The following is a 20,514-nucleotide window of genomic DNA, read 5'->3' as shown; positions in this document are numbered from 1 at the left end:
CGGTCACCAACGCCCCGGCTCGGTCCCGACGATCGGCTCCGACGGCTTCCCGTCCACCCCGACCGGCACCTCACCGGCGAGCATCACGCGGTGCATGATCCGGGGGAAGTCGAGGTGGACGTTGTCGCCGGGGGCGAGGTGGATGGTGGCCCGGTTGTCCCAGAAGGCCACGCTGCCGGGCTCCCAGCGGAAGCGGACCGTGTACTCAGGCCGCACCGCCTGCTCCAGCAGCATGTCGAGGATCGCCCGGCTCTCGGTCCGCGAGAGGTCGGCGATCTGCTCGACGTAGTAGCCGTTGACGTAGAGCACCCGCTCCCCTGTCTCCGGATGGACCCGCACCAGCGGATGCAGCGAGGCGACCTGATGGTCCAGCAGATGACGGACGTACGCGTCGTCACCGGGCCGTGGCTGGTAGCCGACGCCGAGACGGTGCTCGGCGCGCAGGCCGTCCACGAACTCCCGCACCGGGCCGGAGAGTCCGGCGTACGCCGCCGCCAGGTTCGACCAGGTGGTGTCGCCGCCGTAGGGCGGTACGGTCTCGGCGCGCAGGATCGTCGCGGCGGGCGGGTCGATCCGGGCGCCGTGGTCGCAGTGCCAGCCGCGCAGCAGGGTGTGCCGGCGGCGCCGTAGCCACTCGTCGTGCTCCATGCCGAACTTCCCGCCCAGCTCCAGCCGGTCGGCGGTCGTCTCGACCTCGGGGAAGTCCGCCGGGGACGCGCTGCCCCGCTTGCGCAGCACGACCGGCTCCCCGAACCGCCGCGCGAACGCCACATGCCTGGCGTGGTCCAGCCGCTGCCCACGGAAGAACACGACCTTCCAGCGCAGCACCGCCGCCCTGATGGCGGCGACCGCGGCGTCGTCCAGCTCCCCGGCCAGGTCGACGCCCGTGATTTCCGCCCCGATGTGCCCGGCGACCGGTTTCACCTCGATCCCCGCGACCTGCTCCGTCCCTTCCGCGGTGGCCCTGTCCGTCGTCATGCGCACTCCGTCGATGGTCCGCACCGGCTCCGGTCCGAGCCGGTTCCAGGAAGATCGTGACAGGGTCCGGCGGGTGTGGCGACTAGCGGGTGGAGGCAGTCAGGTCCCACACGCCGACGCCGCCGTCAGAGGTCGTGACGGCGACGGGGATTCCTGCTGCCTCGGTGACCATCTGGAGATGGTGGCCGGTGAACGGCTCTCCGATCTCCTCACAGCCGGCCAGATCCCACAGACGAGTGGTGCCGTCATTGCTGCCGGTCACGGCGATCATGCGGCCGGCGACAGTCGCGGTGCCCAGTGTCTGGACGCTGTCGGTGCGGCCGGTCATCGGTGCCCCGATCGGCTCCTGAGTGGTGAGGTCCCACATGTGCCATGTGGTACCCAGTGAGGGACCGAGGATCAGGACCGGGGCGTCTTCTGGCCCGTCAAAGCGGTATTGCAGGGTGTTCATCGGTGTCTCACTCACCCGCCCGACCCTCTCATCTGTCACCTGCAGTCCTACCGCCAGGGCCAGAAGGTGTGGGGTGACGCGGGCATGGACGCCATGTGGTCCGCTTCCACGGTCAAGGTGATCGGCTCCGGCATCGACGACCCGGACTTCGCCGACAAGCTGTCCCGCCTCATCGGCGACCATGACGTGGAGACCACCTCCACCTCCCTTTCCGAGTCGGGGAAGTCGACGTCGGTGTCGATGCGGCAGGAACGGATCCTGCCCGCGGACGCGATCCGGGCCCTGCCCAAGGGCACCGCCCTGTGCTTCGCCACCGGCATGCGCGCCGCCATGCTCGACCTTCGCCCCTGGTACGCAGAGCCCGGCGCCGACACCCTCGCCTCTTCCTCCGCCCGCGCCTCAAAGGCCATCACAGCGCGCGCCGTTGCCAAAGCCGCTCCCTCACGCGACGACTTCGGCCAGGCCGCATGAGACCCGCCCCCCTTGCAGCATGCTGCCCCGAGCGTTTGGAGAATCCCGTGTCCTTCGTGGACGTGCCTGACGTGTTCATTGGGTCCACCGATGACGCGCACACGTTCGTCGTCCTCAACCGCCATATTCGCAGCGCCGACCGTCTGCTGACCGACGCCGGTTTCACCGCCCGCAAAGTGAACGGTCGGACCGTCTATCTGCTCCCGCCCACCGCTTCCGAGGAGGCCAACGAGCGGGCCGGCATAGCGATGTACGGACTCCTGTCCCATACCCACGACCTCGTCGACCTGTCCTGGACCACCCGCCGGAGCCGACAGAGCCCCTGCCCCGAGCCCGACCTCCGCTTCACTCTCACCGACACCACCCTCACCGCGACCGCCACCACGGACGAGGCCCGATCCCTCCTGGAACAGCACGGCTTCACGCCCTCCACCGACGGCTCCTCGTACGAGCCGTCGATGCCGCTGAGCGAGCATGACCTGCTGGGCGCGGTCGTCCGCGCCGAATCCCACGCCTACGCCCATGGACTCGATGTCCACGTCGAGCTGGGCATCCCCACCCCCGACGCGATCCCCGCCGCGCCCCAGCGCACTTCGGCCGCCATCCCCTGCGGCCCGGCCACAGGGCCGGTGCGGCGCCGCACCCACTGACCTCCCGGACCACCAACATTCTTGAGGACCCACCATCGCCATCCGCCAGATCGACCTGCCCGTGCAGGTGGACCACCTCCGCCAGCTCGGCGCCGACTTCGGCGCCCTGAAGACCAGCGTCAGCACACTGAAGGCGCAGCCGGGCAGCGAGCTGCTGAAGCAGCTCGCCCCGAAGATCGCCCAGGTGCACGAGCTGATCGGCCGCACCGTGATGCGGCTGGTCGCCCTCGACGGCAGCCAGTACACCCTGGTGCCGGGCAGCCGTCCCGCCCTGGAGGCGCTCGGCTCCGTCGTGGAAGCGGCTTCCGTGGCCGCTCTCGATCTCGCGAGCGCGGTGGCTGACAACCCGCTGGAGGGAACCGTCTTCGCCGGCAGCCCGCCCTTGGACGACGACACCGTGCGCAAGGCCCGGCACGCCGAGGCCGCCCCTCGTCTGGCCGAGGCCCTGGGCGACGCCGCCCACCAACTGGACCTGTGTGCAACCGGCTGCCTCTACACCGCATCGGGCATCATCCGCGACCTCAAGGAACACCCGGAGCACCTGCCGCCGCTTCCCCAGCTGACCTCAGCCCAGTACGCGGCCCTGGAGGAGATCGCCCAGGGTGGCACCAGCGTCTCCCGGTCTCTGCGGAGCAGCCGGGAGACCGTCCTGGCCGACGACGGCAGCACCATCCACAGCAAGCCCTTCACCGTGCTCGCGGACAACAAGCTGATCCGCATCCAGCAGGGGACGTCGCTCTTCGTGAGCCGGAAGGTCACGGTCACCGCTGCTGGACGGCTGGCCCTGGACACCCAGAAACCCGCCCGCACGCCGACAACCTCAAACGCCAAGGCACCCGTTCCCGCTGCCGCCGCGGCCGGGAGGCGGCGGTGAACGGCTTCGTCCCCGGCGGCCACGCCGGCCAAGCCCTGGCTGCGGACCGCGCCTGGCTCGGTGTACCCCGCCGCCCCGCGACACCGAGCACGACCGCCGCCATATCCGTGGCCGCCCCAACCGTACGGCGCCGCTCATGACCACGCCGCCCGCCGAGGCCCTGTTGTTCGACATGCCGCCACCGCTGACACCCGTCGAGCGGCTGCTCCACCTCGCCGATCAGTACACCCGGCACAACGACGCGCTCGACGTCCTCCTTCGCACGGCGACGGAACCCGAGCCGCAGGCCCACGCCGACTCCGCGCAGCGCCTGGCGTCCGACACCCGCATCGCGGTCAAGGCCATCCAGGATGAACGGCTCTACGAGAGCACGGAGTTGATGGAGACGCTGGTGCGGCTGAAACAGCTCGCCTTTCTCACCACCGCATCAGCCTCCTTGGGCATCCAATCGGCTCGTGAGCTGACCGCCCTGGCTCCCGAAGCCGCGGTCGGCTGCGCCGCGATTCTCGCCGCGGAGACAAGGCGACGCCACTGGTCGACCGCCATCGCACCGGATGAACGGCTCACTGCCACCCAGCGCACCGCCCTGGCGCAGATCGCCTGCGGTCATGTCGCGGCCAGCAGCGCCCTGGGGCGGGAGTTCACGCGTTCCCGGGAACGCAAGGTCCTGATGAGCACGCTGCGGGCCCTGGAGTCGAAGGACCTTGCCGCACGGATCCCGAACTCCGCCCCCGGCGCATACATCGGCGGCCCGGCCCAAGACCGCGTGCACCTCACACCAGCAGGCATCACCGCTCTTGCCTCCGTCATCGGACTACCCCCTACAGGACCAGGGACCGCTCCAGGCGCGACGCCCCGCCCGATCCCCGCTGCCACGCAGGCAACCACCCGAAGCCGTTGAACCGCCGCACCGCGCGAGCCACCCCACCTCCACGCCCCGGGAAGCCGCCCTCGCTCAACAGCCGGAGATCAGCGACGCGCCACGGCCTTCCGGGCCCCACCAGCAACAACTCACTTCGCCGTACAAGACCCCGCAGACATATCCGGAGCCGCTCATCGTCCCGTCCGACCTCCCCACTCCGCCACAGCACCCCCACGACTGGCGCGCCCCGACACTGGACTTCCAGAGCAGTCCGGACATTTCAGCTGCTGAGCTGTCGGCCCTTACGCGTGGCCTGACGTGGCGGCAGCGCGCCGCTCTGCGCGTCCTCACTCGCACGCCCAGCCGGATCAGGCAGCGCACCACCGGCTCGCTCTACGTGGACACCCAGACCTCGGCGCACATCGCGATCACCACCTGGCACGCCCTGGAACGCAAGGGCCTCGCCCACCGTGACCGCGCCGCGCACCCCGCCTCGGCCATCGGCCAACGCCTTGCGCCAACCCCGCTCGGGCTGACCGTCCTAGCCCACATCTCCGGCTTCACCTTCCCGCCCGCTGCGGTCCAGCTCTGGCCGCCGGATCCTCCGAAGCACTTCACAACAGCCCCCGCCGCCCACCGACGCTGACCCCGCCTGCCTCCAGCGTCTCCCGCAAGGAGCCCCTATTTCCACAACCCCTGTCTTCCGATCCATCTCGCTCGGCGCGGGCGTGCAGTCCAGCGCCATGCTGGCACTGTCCGCTGAGGGAATCCTCCCGAAGGTCGACTACGCAATTTTCGCCGATACCGGCTGGGAACCCCGCGCAGTCTATGCCCATCTCGACCGCCTCGAACGGGAAATCGCAGCACCCGCAGGAATACCCGTCCTGCGCGTCTCCTCCGGACACATAAGAAAAGACGCCCTAGACCCCGATCACCGGTTTGCCTCGATGCCCCTATACATCCTCAATCAGGACGGCAAGCAGGGCATGACCAGGCGCCAGTGCACCGGTGAATATAAAATCAAGCCTATCAAGAAGAAGGTCCGGGAACTCCTCGGATACCCATACCCGCTGCGCATCCCGAAGGGTGTGTTCGTCGAGCAGTGGGTCGGCATCTCCACCGACGAATTCCACCGGGCCAAGGACGCAGACGTCAAGTACATGCGCAATCGGCACCCGCTCATCGACCTCAATTGGTCGCGCGCGGATTGCGTCCGCTACCTCACCTCCATTGGCCTGGCGGATACGCCAAAATCGAGTTGTCTGGGCTGCCCATTTCACGGCAACGCTCAGTGGAGGAATATCCGAGACACCAGCCCTGAGGAATGGGCGGACGTGGTTGCGTTCGATGCGGCCATCCGCCAGGGCAACGCCCGCGCCAACGCCTCCGGGAACCGGCTGCTCGGTCAGGCGTTCCTGCACCGCTCCCGCGTACCGCTCGATCAGGCCCCCATCGATCACGTCACCGCCGCCGAGTGGGCCGCGCGGCAGCAGGCGCTCGACGACCGCTCCGCCGCGGTCGAGGAGCTGGAGAACGGCGTGGCCGACGGCTGTTCCCCCTGGGCCTGCCGGGGTGAAGTCGAGCCCGTGCAGGACGACTTCGGGCTTGCTTCTTGAGACGGATCATCCTCGACCTGTTCGCCGGCCCCGGCGGCTGGAGCCACGCGCTCAATGTTCTCGGCGCACGGGACATCGGCCTGGAATGGGACGAGTGGGCCTGCAAGACCCGCGCCATGGCCGGGCAGTTGACGATCCGTACCGACGTCGCCCGCTATCCCGTGTGGATCTTCTCCGGCCGCGTCCTCGGGCTGATCGCCTCCCCTCCCTGCCAGGCATGGAGCATGGCAGGCAAACGTCTCGGTCTGGTCGACCAGCCGCTCGTCCACCAGGCCGTCGCCGACCTCGCCGCCGGACGCGACACCCGTGAGCAGCTGCTCGACGCGTGCGCGGACGAACGATCTCTCCTCGCCGCCGAACCCATGCGCTACCTCCACGCCCTCAACACCGTGGGCGAGCCCGAGTGGGTGGTCATGGAGGAAGTCCCCGACGTACTGCCGCTGTGGAGGCAGTACGCGGCCATCCTGCGCGGCTGGGGCTTCTCCGTATGGACCGGGATCCTCAACGCCGCCGACTACGGCGTCCCCCAAACGCGGCGGCGGGCGATCCTGCTCGCCTCCCGCGTCCGCACCGCCCAGCCCCCGCCACCCACCCACGCGCAACACGCCGAGCCAGACAGCCTGCTCGGGCCCGGCCGCGCCCGCTGGGTCTCCATGGCCGAAGCCCTGGGCTGGGGCGCCACCGACCGCCCCGTGCCCACCGTGTGCGCTGGCGGGGGACCAGGAGGCGGCCCCGAACCCTTCCCCTCCGGCTCCCGCAAGACCCTCACCGACGCCCGCAACCGCGGCACCTGGACACCCCACCCCGACTCCGAGACCGCCCCGGCCACCCGCACAGAGGGCTCCGGCTGGGCCGCCCGGCCCGGTAAGAATCGCCCCGCAGATGCTCCCGGTCCCCGCCTTCACCGCCGAGGCGCACGGCTGGTCGTGGTCGCTGCGCAGCAACAACCAAGCCAACGCCACCGTGCGCCGGGCCGACGAACCGGCCGGCACGCTGTTCTTCGGCCACCGGGCCAACGAATGCGCCTGGATCCCCGACACCACCGGAGCATCGGGCGGCGAACAGAGGCGTGTACCGGAGCCGATCAGAATCACCGCCCGGGAAGCCGGCGTGCTGCAGTCCTTCCCGCCCGACTACCCGTGGCAGGGCAACAAGGGCCAGCAGTTCTCCCAGATCGGCAACGCCGTCCCCCCGCGCCTGGCCGCGCACCTCCTCGCCCCGCACCTCAACAAGCCTCTCAATCCCGACGACTTCGCCCTCACAGCCTGATGCCCCAGACCTCCGATCCCGACGAGGACGACGGCCTCGACCGCGTCCCGGCCCCGAAACCGGTCCACTACGCCGAGCAGGCCCTGCTCGGCGCCCTCCTCCTCGAACCCCCGCGCCTGTCCGATACCGAGCAGTTGAGCGCAGAGCACTTCGAAAGCCACACCCACGCCGCGCTGTTCACCGCCATCCGCACCCTCCCGCCGCCCGACCCGGACGACCATGCCAAGGACACTGCCTGGCTCAACCAGGTCCTGCATCACGCCCGCCCACACGCTCCCGGCCTGAACGTGTCCTACGTGCACGCACTCATCCAGTTCTGCCCTTCTCCCAAGCACGCGCCGGCGTACGCCAGGATGATCCGCGCCGACCACGCCCGTCGGATCCTTCGCAGGCACGCCGAGCGTCTCGACTCCACCGCGAGCGACCCCGGCCTGGCCCAACCTGCAGCCACGACGCTCGGCTTGGCCGACGGCATCGGCCGCGTCCTGGACGCCCTCGCCGGACAGTTCGCCCTGCACCCTGGCTCGCTCCCCCGCACCGCGCACCCGGTCGAGGTGCCCCGTCAGGCCCGCGAGGAAGAGCTAGACGAGGAACGGCTCCTACTGGCCACGGCCACCGCCTACCCGGCAGAGGTGCAGCAGATGCAGTGGCTGGCCGCAGAGGACTTCATCCTGCCGCTGCATGCCGCGCTGTGGCAGTGCGTGACCGCCCTGGTGCACCGCGGCGACATGGTCGACCCGGTCACCGTCCTCGGCGAGGCCCAGCACCGCGGACTGATCACCGACTCGCTCACCCCCCGCGAACTGATGGCCCTGGTCTCCACCCCAGCCGGCTCCCCCGAACACTGGGGCGAGAAGGTCCTCCAGCGCGCCCTCCTCGCCCGCGCCCGCGCGGTCGCCCAACGCATCGCCGCCTACACCGACGACCCCGCCAACACCCCCCACCAACTCATCACCGGCAGCCGCCGCGCCCTGGCCGACCTCAACTCCCTGCGCACCCGCTGGAACCGCGCCACCACGCCGCCGCCCGCACCCGCCACGCCTGCACCCGCGCGCGCCGCCTCGCCTCCCCGGGCCGGTCCGTCACACCGGCCGGCCATCGCCACCGCGCGCGCCCACCGATGACCTCACCGTGCCGCGGTTCAGATTCAGCAACTGCGTCAGACCGGCGAGCCCGTGGCCTTCTGCGACGAGAAGCGGCGGTGCACCAGGAAGACCGAGACCACGCCGCCGTAAAACCGAAATAGCCGGATGTCTCAGAATCCGGCTCCGGTGGGTTGCTACGGTCCCGCGCATGACGATGTCTGCGCCTCGTGCTGTTGATCTACGCCGGGAATCGCTCAGTGGAGTGTTGGACCGTGTGGAGCGGTCACTGCAGGTGCGTCTCGACCGGGAGACGGTGGTGCGCAAGCGCCGTACGGTCGGGGCGCGGACGGACCGCGGTACCTGGGTGCGCATCGAGCGGCGTGGGTTCGACCGGATCAGTGCCCAGGGTTGGAACGGCCCGGAATCCGCTGCTGTCCTGAGCGGGGTCGTCATGCCCTGGTGGTACGCCGGGTTCGCATGGCGTGAGCCAGGTGAATCGGTGATGTGGCGGGCGGACGAGATGGAACTGGTCAACGCCGCGCCGGTCGGTCAGGCCGCTCTCGTGATCGAAGACCCTCGTCTCCCGGATGCGTGGTGGTCCGCGCTGAATGCTTCGCTGGACGCGCTCGCCGCTCAGGCCACGCCTCGCGTCGCCACTCCGGACACCGAAACCATCACGCAGGAGCTGGTGACAGCAACCCTCGAGGAGACTTTTCCCGGGGTGGCCGACACCGCTGTAGAGGAGTGGCTGCCGGCTCATGCTGATCTGACGTGGGCGAACGTGACTGGTCCGGAGTTCTGCATGATCGACTGGGAGGACTGGGGCATGGCGCCCCGAGGGTTGGACGCGGCAACGCTTTGGGGCAATTCTCTCGCTGTCCCGCCCTTGGCAGAACGTGTGTGGAGCGAGCGTCGGCCGGACCTGGAGAGCAGATCCGGCCTGCTGATGGCGCTGTTCTTCTGCGCGAAGGTCGCAGGGCCGCACGCGCAAGCCAAGGATCCCAGGCTGGAGCCAGCCAGGAAGGAAGCCGCGCGGCTCACGGCCCGGCTTCACGCCTATTGACCACAGTCCTACGGCAGCCGCCCGGACTGACCGTCATCCGGCCTCTGACCAACCGTCGAACGAAAGGATCGGGCCCCCGTCCAGGTATCGCTTCACGGCGTCCAGGGTCGTGTGCGTGAAAGGCTGCGGAAGGTCGTCCGGAGGCACCCAGGCGATGGTGTCGTGCTTGTGCGGTTCCGCGTTGTGGGGCGTACCGCTCCACTGGTCCGTGTGGAAGACCAGGGCCATGAACATCCCCGGGACCTCCGATCCCCAGGCACCATGGACGATGTGGACGAGGCGCAGGTCCGACTCGGCGACCACGACGCCCGTCTCCTCCTTCAGTTCTCGTACCGCAGTCGCGGTGATCCGTTCCCTGGGTTCGCCCTTGCCGCTGGGAACATCCCACTCGCCGGGCGCGAAATCCAAGTGGCTGCTTCGCTGCAAGATGAGGAGTCTGCCGTTGTCAGGATCCGTGACGAGCACAGCTGCGATGAGCCGCGTCGTCATCGGTTCGCTCTTCCACCGAGCCTCCTGCTGATCGGACTCAGTCAATCGTGCTCCTCCAAACGCTCTCAATGGGTGGGAGTGATACCCCCAGCGCATGGGCTCGGTCAGTCTTTCGCAGAAGCTGCACGGTCCGCCTCCAAGTTCCGGGGCACGTACGCCCCCTGGTCGTCCTTCTCCGCGTAGCGCGCCGCTGCCGGGAGTCGCGCTGAGCAGACGCGCAGCCGAGTTTTCCACTTGGGTCCGCGGCCAGACTCCCAAGCAACGAGAGGCGTCCCTCCAAGGAGGAATGGACCTCGGCGTGATCTGGAAAATCGACAGGTCCACCGGTGGACTGAGTCTGGGAACGGAAAACAGGCCAGGGCGCTCGCCAACTAGCACACGAACCCCGGTTACCGAAACCGGGGTTCATCCACATCCTGGAAATCCATCGTCCGACTCGACCCAGCCGAAGAGGAGCTCTGACGTGAATTTCCTCCCACTCGGCTACCCAGCCCCGCCCGCATCACCCAGCTCAGGCCGGCCCATAGCAACGAAGCATCCAACAGGACGCGGCACTATTCATCGCCATCCGACTATCTACCGAGCCTACGGGACCGACCGACTCTCGGGTGAGGTACGCCCCGTCTCAACACCGGTGGCCCCCGAGAACCCACACATCTCGGCCCGACGATCAAGACAGCACCTTTGAGCCATTGAATTCACGCCAGCCGCAGGCATTCATGCCCACACGACGCCATAGCGGCTATGCCAACTGGGAACGGACCCGGGAGAGCAAGCACGCCTGTCACCGCCAGGCCGGCTCACACCCCATCAAGGAATGGCGCAACAGTTCGAATTCGGGGTGATTGTCAGTGCCGTGTCCTAGCTTGAACTCACAGTGCCAGACAAGGAATTGGGGGCAGACCTGGTGATCTTTGAAGAGCCGTCCGCGGTCTACGAAAGCATCACGTCGCGGATGCGGGCCCTGGCGGTCGTCTATCCGCTGCTGGCCTTGGACACCAGCAAGGTCAAGAAGGAGCGCGGGTGGGATCAGTACCGCATGGCCGAGTTGGCCTTGGCCGCGATTGATGTCGTGACGCTGCGCACGGACATGCGGACGGCCGTGCGGCAGGAAGCGGTCGTGGAGCACGTAGCCGAGTTCGCGGCATTGCAACTGCCGGGGCGGACGGGCGAAGAGTATCGGGCGGTCGCGCGCTGGGTCACCGAGCGGCTGATCAATACCGAGGAACGCGATCGCGCGTTTCGTCACGAGATCGGGTACGTGACGGACGACGGCTTCGAGACACGCGAGGCGTCCTTCCAGATCCTCAAGGAAGTCCCCGATCAGGTGGGGCAGGCCGCCCTCATCGCCACCGATGCGGCGATCACGGTGCTGGTGCACGCGATCGATGTCGATATCGCCTCGGAACAGATCGCCGCCGAGGCCAAGCTTGAGGCGCTCCTGAAACGGGCCCGCATCAGCGAGGCGTGGCAGATTGCGCACGGCGCACGCATCCAGAGCATCCGGTACGCCAAGGACATCCATGGGCGCGTCGAGGCGATGAAGCGCAATGTGCGGAGTGTGGACTGGGACTCGGAGGTCAAGGACACGGTCGAAGAGGCGCTGGAGCATGTTCGCAGCAGGTCCGCGGCCGAGACGCAGCTCAAGGAGCGTGTCAACCAGCTCCTCGAAGCCACCGACGACGAGCGTAAGCGCAGGCAGCTGGAGGACCTCGGAGCGCTCATCCATGAGTGCTGGCAGCGTCATTCCGTGCTGATCGACATGCTGATGAAGGTCGGCCCGGAATTTCGGCGACAGCAAGACCGTCAGGTGTTCGTGGCACCAGCGATTCACGCGCGCGTACATCTGCATGAGCAGCTTCTTCAACCGGCCCTGGAACTTTCACTCGACGCCTGTCTTGGCCCCTTGGAGGCGTTCACCCGCGCCGTCTTGGGCCCGGTGCGGCCTCGAGTGATGTATCTGCCGGACTTCTTCGAGGCGCTGGCCAAGGTCACCGAGCAGGTAGGCGGCGAGTTGGTTCCGGTTCAGAGCGAGCACAACTGGTCGGAGATAGAGGACTCATCCGCGTTCAGCGACGAACAGCACCGCGCCGTGGACACGTTGTTGGAATCCGTCACGGACCAGGGCGTTCGGCTCTCCACCCTGCTGGAGGCGACACGTCATCCCGGTACGGGGACCGGCCCAGAATCCGGTACCGATGAGCTGCTCGCCAGCCGCGTGCAGCAGCTGTTCCGGCTGATTCCCGTGCGCCAACTCGCCGATGGCGAAGCCACCGTGGTGGCCGTGGACGACGGCGCCACCTTGGATGACGAACGCTTTGGTGGCAGCGACTTTCTCCTGATCCGCACCAGCGGGACCGCTATGGCAGAGCCGCAGACGAGCCCGCTCCCGCCCGCTGTTCCCGCCCCTCGCCGCCTGGAAGGCCCTGGCGCCCGTCCACTCGATCAGGAGAGCGCATGAACCGTCACGAGGATGCTGCCGAGGCCGCCAGGATGGTCGCCTTTGCCATGGCACGCGGCAAGGCGCCCGCCCGCTCGGGCGAATACGCCCGGCTCGTGCAGCGTTTCGATACCGAACCGGAGTTTGCCCAGCTCGTACGGAAGGTCGCTCAGGGCTTCGACTTGACTGTGTTGGAAGTCCATCACATGCCGGGGCTGGTCCTGGGCACCACGCCCGAGACCGACTTCGCGGTGTCCGTCCCCGAACTCGTCCCGCAGACCACCGATCGCCCGCTGTACCTGCTGGCACAGCTCACCATCGCTGCTCTGGCCTTCCCCCGTCCCGAGGACCTCGACGATGACGAGTACATCGGCCGGATCTCGGTCAAGCAGGTCGATGAAGAGGTCCGGGCCGTGGCCGCCACCATCGAACGACGCCTTGCGCAGGCCGATGGTGACGTGGATCCGCCCTCCGATCAGCCGGGGCTGGAAGGACTGTGGCGGGCCTACCTGCGCCGCAACGCCACGGGCAAGACACAGGCGGATAAGACGCCACGGGCTACGACGCGGGCCCTGGTGCGCAGGGCGTTTACGCATCTGACCGAGCACGGCTTCGTACGGAAGGTCAGCGACGAGGATGCCGGCACCTACGTCACCAACGTCAAATACCGGCTGCAGATCCGCGACCAGGCCGCAGGCGACATGCTGCAGGAACTAGCGGCACTGGGCGTCGCCGTCCTGCCCACCGGCGGCGCGACCGCCCCCGCCCGGCCATCCGCAGGCGACGACCTGCCGCCGACGGATGCCGTGCCGGTGACCGACCTGTTCAGCTGACCGCTTTCTCCAAGGACGTCATTCATGTATGAGCTCAACCGCATTCTGCTGCGAAACTTCGGGCCCCGAGATGCCCGCTACGAGGACGTTCCCCTGGACTTCTCCGGCGCCGGCGCCGAGGTGGAAACGGCCTCGCTGATCCCCGACGCCGGCCACGTCAACCGGCGCCCCGCACCTGCCAGCCTGGTCATGCTGCAAAACGGCGGCGGCAAGGGCGTGCTGCTGACCGGTATCACCTGCACCACCATCCCGTACCGCCATAGCGACCTGGAGACGCTGCGCAACTTCGTCGTCTCCATGGCCCAGCCGTCCCACGTTGTCCTCGAATGGGCCGACGCCCGCACCGGACGCCTGCTGGTCACCGCACAGGTCCTTGCCCTCGATCACGACGGCAAGCTGCACCGCTGCTTCTACAGCTTTCATCCGTCCGCAGCTCTGGACGCCGACCGGCTCCCCTTCCACCGCGACGGGCACTGGGTGCCGTTCGAGGACTACTGCACCGAACTTCGCGACTGGGAAAAGCGAGTTGAAGCCCTGGAGCTGCGCATCGTCGAGGGCCAGGAGAAGTGGGAGAAGCATCAGCGCGGTCTCGGGTTGCAGCCCGATCTCTTCGACGTACAGCGCAGGATGAACGCCAAGGAGAGCGACGCCGCCGCGGCCTTCACCACGAACAGCGCCGACGCCTTCGTCGAGTGGCTGCTCCGCAAAGCCACCGACGATGACCAGTACGCCGAACTCGGTACGGCCTTCCAGGGCTATGCCGCCGCGCACGACGCGCGTGCCCTATGGGAAAGGGAACGGCAGTTCGCGCTCGAGATGCGGCAGGCGTGCGAGGACGTCGCCGACCTTCATCACGCCCTGGAAGAGCATGCCGGTGCGGCTGACGCCGCTGAAAAGGACCTGGTCCGCCTCGCCGCCGCCCTCCGCAATCGCCACACCTCGCTGACCGCCGCGGCAGCCGAAGACAACTCCACCGTCAAGAGCACGCACCGCACATTCGAAGGCGTCAAGCGGGCCCGCGAACTCGCCCAGTCTCGCCTGCAGCACGTGCAGGCTCAGTCGCATGCCCTCGAATTGGACGAGATCACACGGCAACGGGGCCAAACCCAAAAGGACAAGCAGGAAGTCGAGGACCAGAGCGCGGCGTGGCAGACCGTGCCGATCGCGCTGCGTCATGCTCAGGCGCTGGACAACCACAACCGTGCCCAGCAGGCCCTCGCCGAGGCAGAGCGCAACGCCGCACCGTACGTACAAGCCCTCGACGCCGCGGCAGCAGCGCTACGCGCGGGATACACCCGCGCCGAGAAAAACGTCCGGGACACGATCCGCACCCACGAGGACGCCACCGCCAAGACGCAGCGCCTGATCGAACAGTGGCGTACCCGCAGCGACGAGCTCCTCACCGAGGTGGGGGCCGCGAATGAGGAAACCCGCACCCTGCAGGGGGTGACCCGCGCCTTCGCGACACGCCTGAGCGCTGCCCGGGACAAGGAACTCGTCGCCCCGCAGGAGAGTGCCGCCGACGCCGCAGCGCGCATGCAGGGGCACGCGCGCCACAGCGAGCAACTGCTCCGGGAGGCCAAGGACAGCCGCGACGCCATCCGCGCCCTGCGCGACCAGGCATACAACGTCCTGGCGGCGAAGGAGAAACTGGCCTGGTCCGCGCGGACCGCCGCGACGGCCGCCGATGAGGAGGTCAGCCGTCTGCGGACTCGAGCCGAGGCCGTTCGCGACAACCCGCTGTGTGCCGAACTGCTGGAGACTGACAGCGGCGAGCTGCGCACTGGGGACGCTTTGCGCTGGCTCCACGACCATGCCGTCGGCCTGCACCAATTCGCTGAGCGACGCGCCGGCGGCCTCGAATCCACCCTGACACGCAAGCGCATGGACCTGCAGCACGACCAGGACCTGCTCGCCCTCCTTGACACGAGCGAGGGTCTTCTGCCTGCGGCCGAAGAAGTCCGGGACCTGTGTGGGCAGTTGTCGGACCACGGGATCCACGCCGTGCCCGGCTGGCAGTGGATGCGCGACAACGTCCCGACCACGGAGCGCCAGCAGGTCATCAGCGCCCATCCTGACCTGGTCGGCGGGATCATCGTGGGCGGGCCTGACGGCTTGGAAGCCGCCAGGAGCCGCGTGGAGCACCTGCGGCCCTTGCCGTCCGCCGCCGTCACGGTGGGAACCGGAGAACGGATGCTGAGCTCTCACGCGGCTTCCGAGAACGGCCGGTTCGTCGTCGAGCCCACTCCCGCTCTCCACGACGAGGAGGCCGCCGCAGCCGAGCGCGCCGCGGTCGACGCCCGCATCACCGCCGTCACCCGCGAGGTGGACGCGCTCGGCCAACGCATCACCGCAGTACGGGATCTGGTGAGCCAGATCGCGAACTGGCGTGATGCCTGCGGTGACCTGCCCGTGCCCAACCGGCTTGAGCAGCTGGGCGAACTGCAAGACGCAGCGGAGGCGGCTGAGGCCGCAGTGGAAGGTGCCCGCACAGCAGCCAGCGAGCATGCGGCCGCGCTGGAAGGCGCCGAGGGCGAATGTGATCGCCTCGCCGAGGAGGCGCAGGACGCGCAGCGCACCGCCGACGGCCTGGCCCATCTGGCGCAGGACGAGTCTGCTGCCGCCCAGGCGCAGACCCGGATCGCGGTGCTTGCCACCGAAGGCGCAGCGCGCACCGATGAACTCGAATCCCTGGGCAGCCAGATCAGCCAGGCCGGGGACGAGATCGTGCGTCACGCCCGCGCGATCGAGGCGGCCGAACAGGAAGCACACGGCTACGCCCGGGCACGGGACGCGATCACCGCCACCTCTCAAGCACAACAGGCCCAGGACGCGCACGACGCCGCTCTGGAGCCACTTCCCGTTCTCCAGCATCGCTACCGCCAGGCGCAGGACGAGCTGAAGGGCGTCGAGGTCGGCGAGGACCAGCAGCAACGGGCCGACGCCGCGCAGCAGGCCCTGCTCCATAGTCAGGAGGAATGGAATAGGGTCCCCGGCCACGTACAGAGCCTGGCCATGCAGTACAGCCACGATGCGCGGGCCGGCAACGAGGTACAGGTCGATGCCATTCTGCGCGCCCTCGGAACCCGTGTGCGCACCTGCGACGAAACCCTTCAAGGGCTACGCGACCAGGCGATCCGCCTCAAAGAACGTGCCACACGCCTGTCCCCGGCTGCCCCGCTGAGTGAGGAGGACGCCACCGCGTGGACACCGGCTACCCTCGCCGAAGCCCGCAGCCTTCTGGCCCTGGCCACAGGCGAGCACAACACGGCTCAGGAGGGCGAACGCGTTGCCGCGGAAGTGTTCAACGCGGCCCGCCGCGCTCAGACCGATTCTAGTCGGGAGTTGGCGGCATTCGATCGTGTCCTGCCGCTGCTGGAGTCCGCTGTCCGCAGCTTGGTCATCCCTTCAGACCAGGCCCCTTACGACGGTAGCGCGGAAGCTGCCGAGCGCACCGCACGCCGAGTCACAGCCGAGTACATCAGCTCCCGTGAGAAAGCCCTCCAAACCGAGCGGAAGCTGGAAGGCGGCGTCGGCCGGCTCAAAGAAGTACCTGCCGATGTCCGCTTCGAACGACTCGACATCCCGCTACGAACCCAGATCTCCGCCCTGGACAGCCGCCACATCCCCGCCATGGCAGCCACCTGGACCGCAGCCCTCAGTTCTCGCATCGCAGCCCTGAACTCCGACCTGGAAGGCATGGCCAAAGCCCGCGAGGCCCTCGCCTCGCAACTCGGCGGCCACGTCACCGACCTCCTGCAACGCCTGGACCAGGCCAGCCGCTTTTCCGCCTTCCCCGACGGGGACACCCCCTGGTCCGGACAGAAGTTCCTCACCATTCGCTACAAGAAGCCGGACCTTGCCGCTCTCGCCGCCCAGATGCACGAAACCGTCAACGAGCTGGCCGGCAATCTGCGTACCCGCAAGCTCAAGGGCACCGATGTCGTCATGCGCTGCCTCAAAGCCGCCGTCCCCCGCGGATTCAGCGCCGAGGTCATGAAGCCCAACGCCGCCCAACGCGTGGACCGCGTGCCGGTGGAGGAAATGAGCCGGGTCTTCTCCGGGGGCCAAGAACTAACCGGGGCCATCCTCCTGTACTGCGCGCTCGCTGCTCTACGCACCTCGCCGGGACCGCGCAGCCGCACACGCAACGGCGGACTGCTCCTGCTCGACAACCCCATCGGCCGAGCCAATGCCGGATACCTCGTCGACATCCAGATGGAGATGGCCTCCGCCCTCGGAATCCAGCTGATCTACACCACCGGACTGAGCGACGAGGACGTCACCTCACGCTTCCCCATGCGCATCCAGCTCCGCAACGACGCCGAGGCCCGAAGCGGCCTCTCCCTCATCCGACTTGAAGACCAAGTACGCAACGCCCTCATCCCCACGCCCCGCATCGCCCCCGACCAAAACGCCCCCGAACCCGCCGGCTACCTCACCTCAGCCCGGCTCTACAGGAAACAGGACGACGCCCGATGACCTCACCCCCGGATCAGGTCCGCGCGCTGCTCTCCCCAGCGGCAGCACAACTCAGCGCCGCGCTCCAGGCCCGCGCCGAACGCGTCACCGTCGGCCGGGCCACCCTCATGGAGGCATTCCGAGAGGCTCTGCCGGGCCCTGCCAGCGGCGAGCACGCACGCAGCACGCTCGCCACCTTGCTGTACGAAATCGCCGAACACGGCATCATCAACCTCCCCACCGCCCGTACGAAATGGGATGCCGGCCACCCGGCCCTTCCCGAGCAGGTCCGGCTCCCCACGGCCACGCCCACGAAATCCGCCACTCCACGCAGGCATGTCTCGTGGAGACCAGAACTCGACTGGGCCTACCGTGCCCGGCTGACCGCATCACAGACCGAGGACCTCCTCGCCTGCAACCGCTGGTTCCGAGACACCCACAACCGCCCCGACCGACGAGCTCCACTCCCCCTGCGCGAGCGCTCGTACGACATCTTCCGCCACGAAAAGCGCCTCGACACCCTGATCACCGGTGCGCTCTTCGCCCCGGGCAGGCTGACCCTCGAACAACTCGCCACCTACCGCGAACCGCCACCGCTGGCCTACCGTCGGCTCGGCGGCGGCAACACCATGCTCGTGGTGGAAAACAGCGACACCTACGCCACCCTGCGCGAGGTACTCAAGCCCGACCCTGGCCGCATCGGACACATCGCCTTCGGATCCGGAAGAGCCTTCGAAGCATCCGTCGAAAATATCGCCGAACTCTCCGACATCCACCGCATCGTCTATTACGGCGACCTCGACGCCGAAGGCATCGCCATCCCGGCCAGAGCCTCAATCAACGGCCTCCAGCACGGGCTGCCACCTATCGAACCGGCAACGGGGCTGTACCGCCTGCTACTCGCCCACGAACCCACCACCGGCGACGTCATCGCCAGCGACCGGGCCCACAGCCTGACGGCATGGCTTCCCGGAGAACTTCGGCAGGCAGTGCACGCCCTGCTGGCCAAAGGACAACGCCTCGCGCAGGAGGCAACCAACCGGAACGAACTCGGCACCGAATCCGCCTGGCGATGAGCAATCTCCATACCCTCGCTCGGCGACAATGGCTCCTGCAGAGGGAACGCGGCCGCTAACGCCAGTTCAGTGAAGTACGAGCCTGAAGTCGGCACCCGATTGGATCCGGCCGCGGAGGGGTTTCTCTGACGCGGCCTTCTCCAGCTCATGGCCGCTAATCAAACTGATGCTGCCCGATATGGCCCGCCGGGGCTCGCGCGCTCTTGCACTGGACCACTGGTGCAAGAGCGCAGCCCGCCGGATAGGTAACGGGCGACAGCTCCTGCGAAGCCTGATTGGGGGGAGTCCAAGTCAGCCCGTCAGGTCCCACGCTTGTTGCGATCCTCGGTCGCCCCAGAGGGCGACTGCCAGGTACGTACCCGCCTTGACCGCCATCTGCCCGAGGTGGTTGCGATCCTCGGTCGCCCTGAGGGCAACCGCCAGGCGGCGCGGTGCTGCGCGGCCCGAGCCGCCTGTATGTTGCGATCCTCGGTCGCCCGCAAGGACGACCGCCACCCCTATAGAAGAAAAGCCAGTCCCCGGCACCCCTCGGTTGCGATCCTCGGTCACTCCAGGAGACGACCGTCACCGCCCTCAGCATCCTAGTGCTCGCGCAAGTGCGGCTCGTTGCGATCCTCGGTCGGCCCAGAGGACGACGGCCACCCTGGGATCGCCCTTGGAGACGTCCGGATTTTCGTTGTGCTCCTCGGCCGTCCCCGAGGGCGACCGCTACGACATCGCCGACCACTACAACGAGTTCGTGGAGCAGTTGCGATCCTCGGTCGCCCCGGAGGGTAACCGCCACGCGGGTCTACTGCGGCAAAGGCGACTGGTACTACACGTTGCGATCCTCAGTCCCCCCGGAGGGCGACCGCCACGACACTGGGTTGGTCAACGCCCCCACGCACCCGCCGTTGGGATCCTCGGTCACCCCAGAAGGTAACCGCCATGTGTCGCCCACAGCGGCCTCGTGGAGCAGCTGCGTGTTGGAATCCTCGGTCACCCCGGAGGGGAACCGCAAGTACCGGCCACAACCACCCTGCCCCTACGCAATAGTCGTTGCGATCCCCGGTCGCCGTGTGCGGGCGACCGCCACGTGATGCCGTGTTGGGCTCGGCCAGTGTCAATGTTACTGCGATCCTCGGTGGCCCGGATAGTGACCGCCACCCAGGCTTCACCCCTCCTGCAGAGGGTGGGACACAAAGTTGCGACCCTCGGTCACCCCGGAGGGCGACCCCCACTCGCCGTCAGCATGACCGTATGGTCCGGCCTGGTACAGGTTGCGATCCTCGGCCGGCCCGCGGAGGGCGACCGCCACCGGGCTGGCTCCAGTTGTGCGGCGGATCGGTACGGAAGTTGCGATCCTCGGTCGTCCCGGAGGACGACCGCCACTCTTACCGACTGCTGATGCTGGTGGACCGGTTGGAGCCGTTGCGACCCTCAGACGCCTTGCAGGGCGACCGCCACCAGGTACTCGGTGCGGATGTACTCGCCGTCTTCGGTGTTGCGATCCTCGGTCATCCCGGGGGGGGCGACTGCCGCTCTGCCTGGGTCTGCCGATCGTTGCCCTGCGGTACATGTTGCGATCCTCAATCACCCCGGAGGACGACCGCCACGCCTCGGCTACCTGCTCCGGCCGGATGAAGTGCTTGACGTTTCGATCCTCGGTCACCCCGGAGGGCAACCGCCACCCCAAGGCGCACTGGTTCGCGCGCCAAGTTCTCAACGTTGCGAACCTCGGTCACCCCGGAGAGCAACCGCCGCACTCGTCGTCCTCCTCCACCTCCTGGTCCTACGCGTTGTTGCGATCCTCGGTCGCCCCCTGGGGGGTCCCCCCCAGGGGGGGGCGTGCAAACCATACACCCCGGGTCGGTGTTTGGATACACGGGCGCCCGGGGGGGCCACCCCCCCCGCGTG

At 68.2% G+C, this 20,514-nt stretch carries 14 protein-coding genes and 2 pseudogenes; 13 read left to right on the top strand and 3 right to left on the bottom strand.

The features are described from left to right. Positions 1-3: 3 nt before the first annotated feature. Entirely contained in the window at positions 4-978 is a 975-nt protein-coding gene (locus ACFWYS_RS24710) for a TauD/TfdA dioxygenase family protein (protein ID WP_384772848.1), read from the bottom strand. Positions 979-1,060: 82 nt separating this feature from the next. Further along, positions 1,061-1,429, bottom strand: a complete 369-nt coding sequence (locus ACFWYS_RS24705; protein ID WP_384773128.1) for a hypothetical protein — start codon at positions 1,427-1,429, stop codon at positions 1,061-1,063. 39 nt (positions 1,430-1,468) lie between these two features. Between ACFWYS_RS24705 and ACFWYS_RS24700 the strand changes: the two are divergent. The 9 genes and pseudogenes from ACFWYS_RS24700 to ACFWYS_RS24660 all read left to right on the top strand — a co-directional run. Then, positions 1,469-1,900: pseudogene (locus tag ACFWYS_RS24700) on the top strand (TraM recognition domain-containing protein); the annotation flags it as partial. Positions 1,901-1,947: 47 nt separating this feature from the next. Further along, on the top strand, positions 1,948-2,550 hold the full coding sequence (locus ACFWYS_RS24695) for a hypothetical protein (RefSeq protein ID WP_384772845.1): 603 nt from the start codon (positions 1,948-1,950) through the stop codon (positions 2,548-2,550). A gap of 61 nt (positions 2,551-2,611) precedes the next feature. Next, on the top strand, positions 2,612-3,424 hold the full coding sequence (locus ACFWYS_RS24690; RefSeq protein WP_384772843.1) for a hypothetical protein: 813 nt from the start codon (positions 2,612-2,614) through the stop codon (positions 3,422-3,424). A 136-nt stretch (positions 3,425-3,560) separates the two neighbouring features. Beyond that, positions 3,561-4,325, top strand: a complete 765-nt coding sequence (locus ACFWYS_RS24685) for a hypothetical protein (protein ID WP_384772841.1) — start codon at positions 3,561-3,563, stop codon at positions 4,323-4,325. A 358-nt stretch (positions 4,326-4,683) separates the two neighbouring features. Further along, positions 4,684-4,932, top strand: a complete 249-nt coding sequence (locus ACFWYS_RS24680) for a hypothetical protein (protein WP_384772838.1) — start codon at positions 4,684-4,686, stop codon at positions 4,930-4,932. 97 nt (positions 4,933-5,029) lie between these two features. Next, positions 5,030-5,902 (top strand): hypothetical protein, encoded by an 873-nt coding sequence (locus ACFWYS_RS24675; protein WP_384772835.1) that lies wholly within the window; start codon positions 5,030-5,032, stop codon positions 5,900-5,902. Positions 5,903-5,907: 5 nt separating this feature from the next. Continuing rightward, positions 5,908-7,171, top strand: a pseudogene (locus tag ACFWYS_RS24670) (DNA cytosine methyltransferase). Then, on the top strand, positions 7,171-8,295 hold the full coding sequence (locus ACFWYS_RS24665; protein WP_384772832.1) for a DnaB-like helicase N-terminal domain-containing protein: 1,125 nt from the start codon (positions 7,171-7,173) through the stop codon (positions 8,293-8,295). The pseudogene ACFWYS_RS24670 and the gene ACFWYS_RS24665 overlap by 1 nt, the downstream one beginning before the upstream one ends. 169 nt (positions 8,296-8,464) lie before the next feature. Next, positions 8,465-9,319 carry a hypothetical protein gene (locus tag ACFWYS_RS24660; protein WP_384772829.1) on the top strand — a complete coding sequence of 285 codons (855 nt, stop codon included), beginning with the start codon at positions 8,465-8,467 and terminating at the stop codon, positions 9,317-9,319. A gap of 33 nt (positions 9,320-9,352) precedes the next feature. Here the strand turns inward: ACFWYS_RS24660 and ACFWYS_RS24655 are convergent, their stop codons facing one another. After that, on the bottom strand, positions 9,353-9,808 hold the full coding sequence (locus tag ACFWYS_RS24655; protein WP_384773110.1) for an NUDIX domain-containing protein: 456 nt from the start codon (positions 9,806-9,808) through the stop codon (positions 9,353-9,355). Between the two features lie 877 nt (positions 9,809-10,685). Here ACFWYS_RS24655 and ACFWYS_RS24650 point away from each other — a divergent pair. The 4 genes from ACFWYS_RS24650 to ACFWYS_RS24635 all read left to right on the top strand — a co-directional run bounded on the left by ACFWYS_RS24650 (position 10,686) and on the right by ACFWYS_RS24635 (position 18,618). After that, positions 10,686-12,269: a hypothetical protein gene (locus ACFWYS_RS24650; RefSeq protein WP_384772827.1), complete on the top strand. Its 1,584-nt coding sequence runs from the start codon at positions 10,686-10,688 to the stop codon at positions 12,267-12,269. Next, positions 12,266-13,081 (top strand): hypothetical protein, encoded by an 816-nt coding sequence (locus ACFWYS_RS24645; RefSeq protein WP_384772824.1) that lies wholly within the window; start codon positions 12,266-12,268, stop codon positions 13,079-13,081. Before ACFWYS_RS24650 ends, ACFWYS_RS24645 begins: the two co-directional genes overlap by 4 nt. Before the next feature lie 24 nt (positions 13,082-13,105). Continuing rightward, on the top strand, positions 13,106-17,563 hold the full coding sequence (locus tag ACFWYS_RS24640) for a hypothetical protein (RefSeq protein WP_384772821.1): 4,458 nt from the start codon (positions 13,106-13,108) through the stop codon (positions 17,561-17,563). Positions 17,564-17,739: 176 nt separating this feature from the next. Next, complete coding sequence (locus ACFWYS_RS24635; protein WP_384772818.1) at positions 17,740-18,618, top strand: Wadjet anti-phage system protein JetD domain-containing protein; 879 nt, start codon at positions 17,740-17,742, stop codon at positions 18,616-18,618. Positions 18,619-20,514: the final 1,896 nt, after the last annotated feature.

The sequence above is a fragment of the Streptomyces sp. NPDC059010 genome, from assembly GCF_042740355.1.
Lineage (GTDB): Bacteria > Actinomycetota > Actinomycetes > Streptomycetales > Streptomycetaceae > Streptomyces.
The sequence above is the reverse complement of the archived record's forward strand: the minus strand, read 5'-3'. Positions and strand labels throughout refer to the sequence as shown.

Coding starts and splice junctions, on each gene's coding strand:
- ACFWYS_RS24710 (WP_384772848.1), bottom strand. CDS start 978: ATGACGACGGACAGGGCCACCGCGGAAGGGACGGAGCAGGTCGCGGGG.
- ACFWYS_RS24705 (WP_384773128.1), bottom strand. CDS start 1,429: ATGAACACCCTGCAATACCGCTTTGACGGGCCAGAAGACGCCCCGGTC.
- ACFWYS_RS24685 (WP_384772841.1), top strand. CDS start 3,561: ATGACCACGCCGCCCGCCGAGGCCCTGTTGTTCGACATGCCGCCACCG.
- ACFWYS_RS24675 (WP_384772835.1), top strand. CDS start 5,030: ATGCTGGCACTGTCCGCTGAGGGAATCCTCCCGAAGGTCGACTACGCA.
- ACFWYS_RS24665 (WP_384772832.1), top strand. CDS start 7,171: ATGCCCCAGACCTCCGATCCCGACGAGGACGACGGCCTCGACCGCGTC.
- ACFWYS_RS24660 (WP_384772829.1), top strand. CDS start 8,465: ATGACGATGTCTGCGCCTCGTGCTGTTGATCTACGCCGGGAATCGCTC.
- ACFWYS_RS24655 (WP_384773110.1), bottom strand. CDS start 9,808: ATGACGACGCGGCTCATCGCAGCTGTGCTCGTCACGGATCCTGACAAC.
- ACFWYS_RS24645 (WP_384772824.1), top strand. CDS start 12,266: ATGAACCGTCACGAGGATGCTGCCGAGGCCGCCAGGATGGTCGCCTTT.
- ACFWYS_RS24640 (WP_384772821.1), top strand. CDS start 13,106: ATGTATGAGCTCAACCGCATTCTGCTGCGAAACTTCGGGCCCCGAGAT.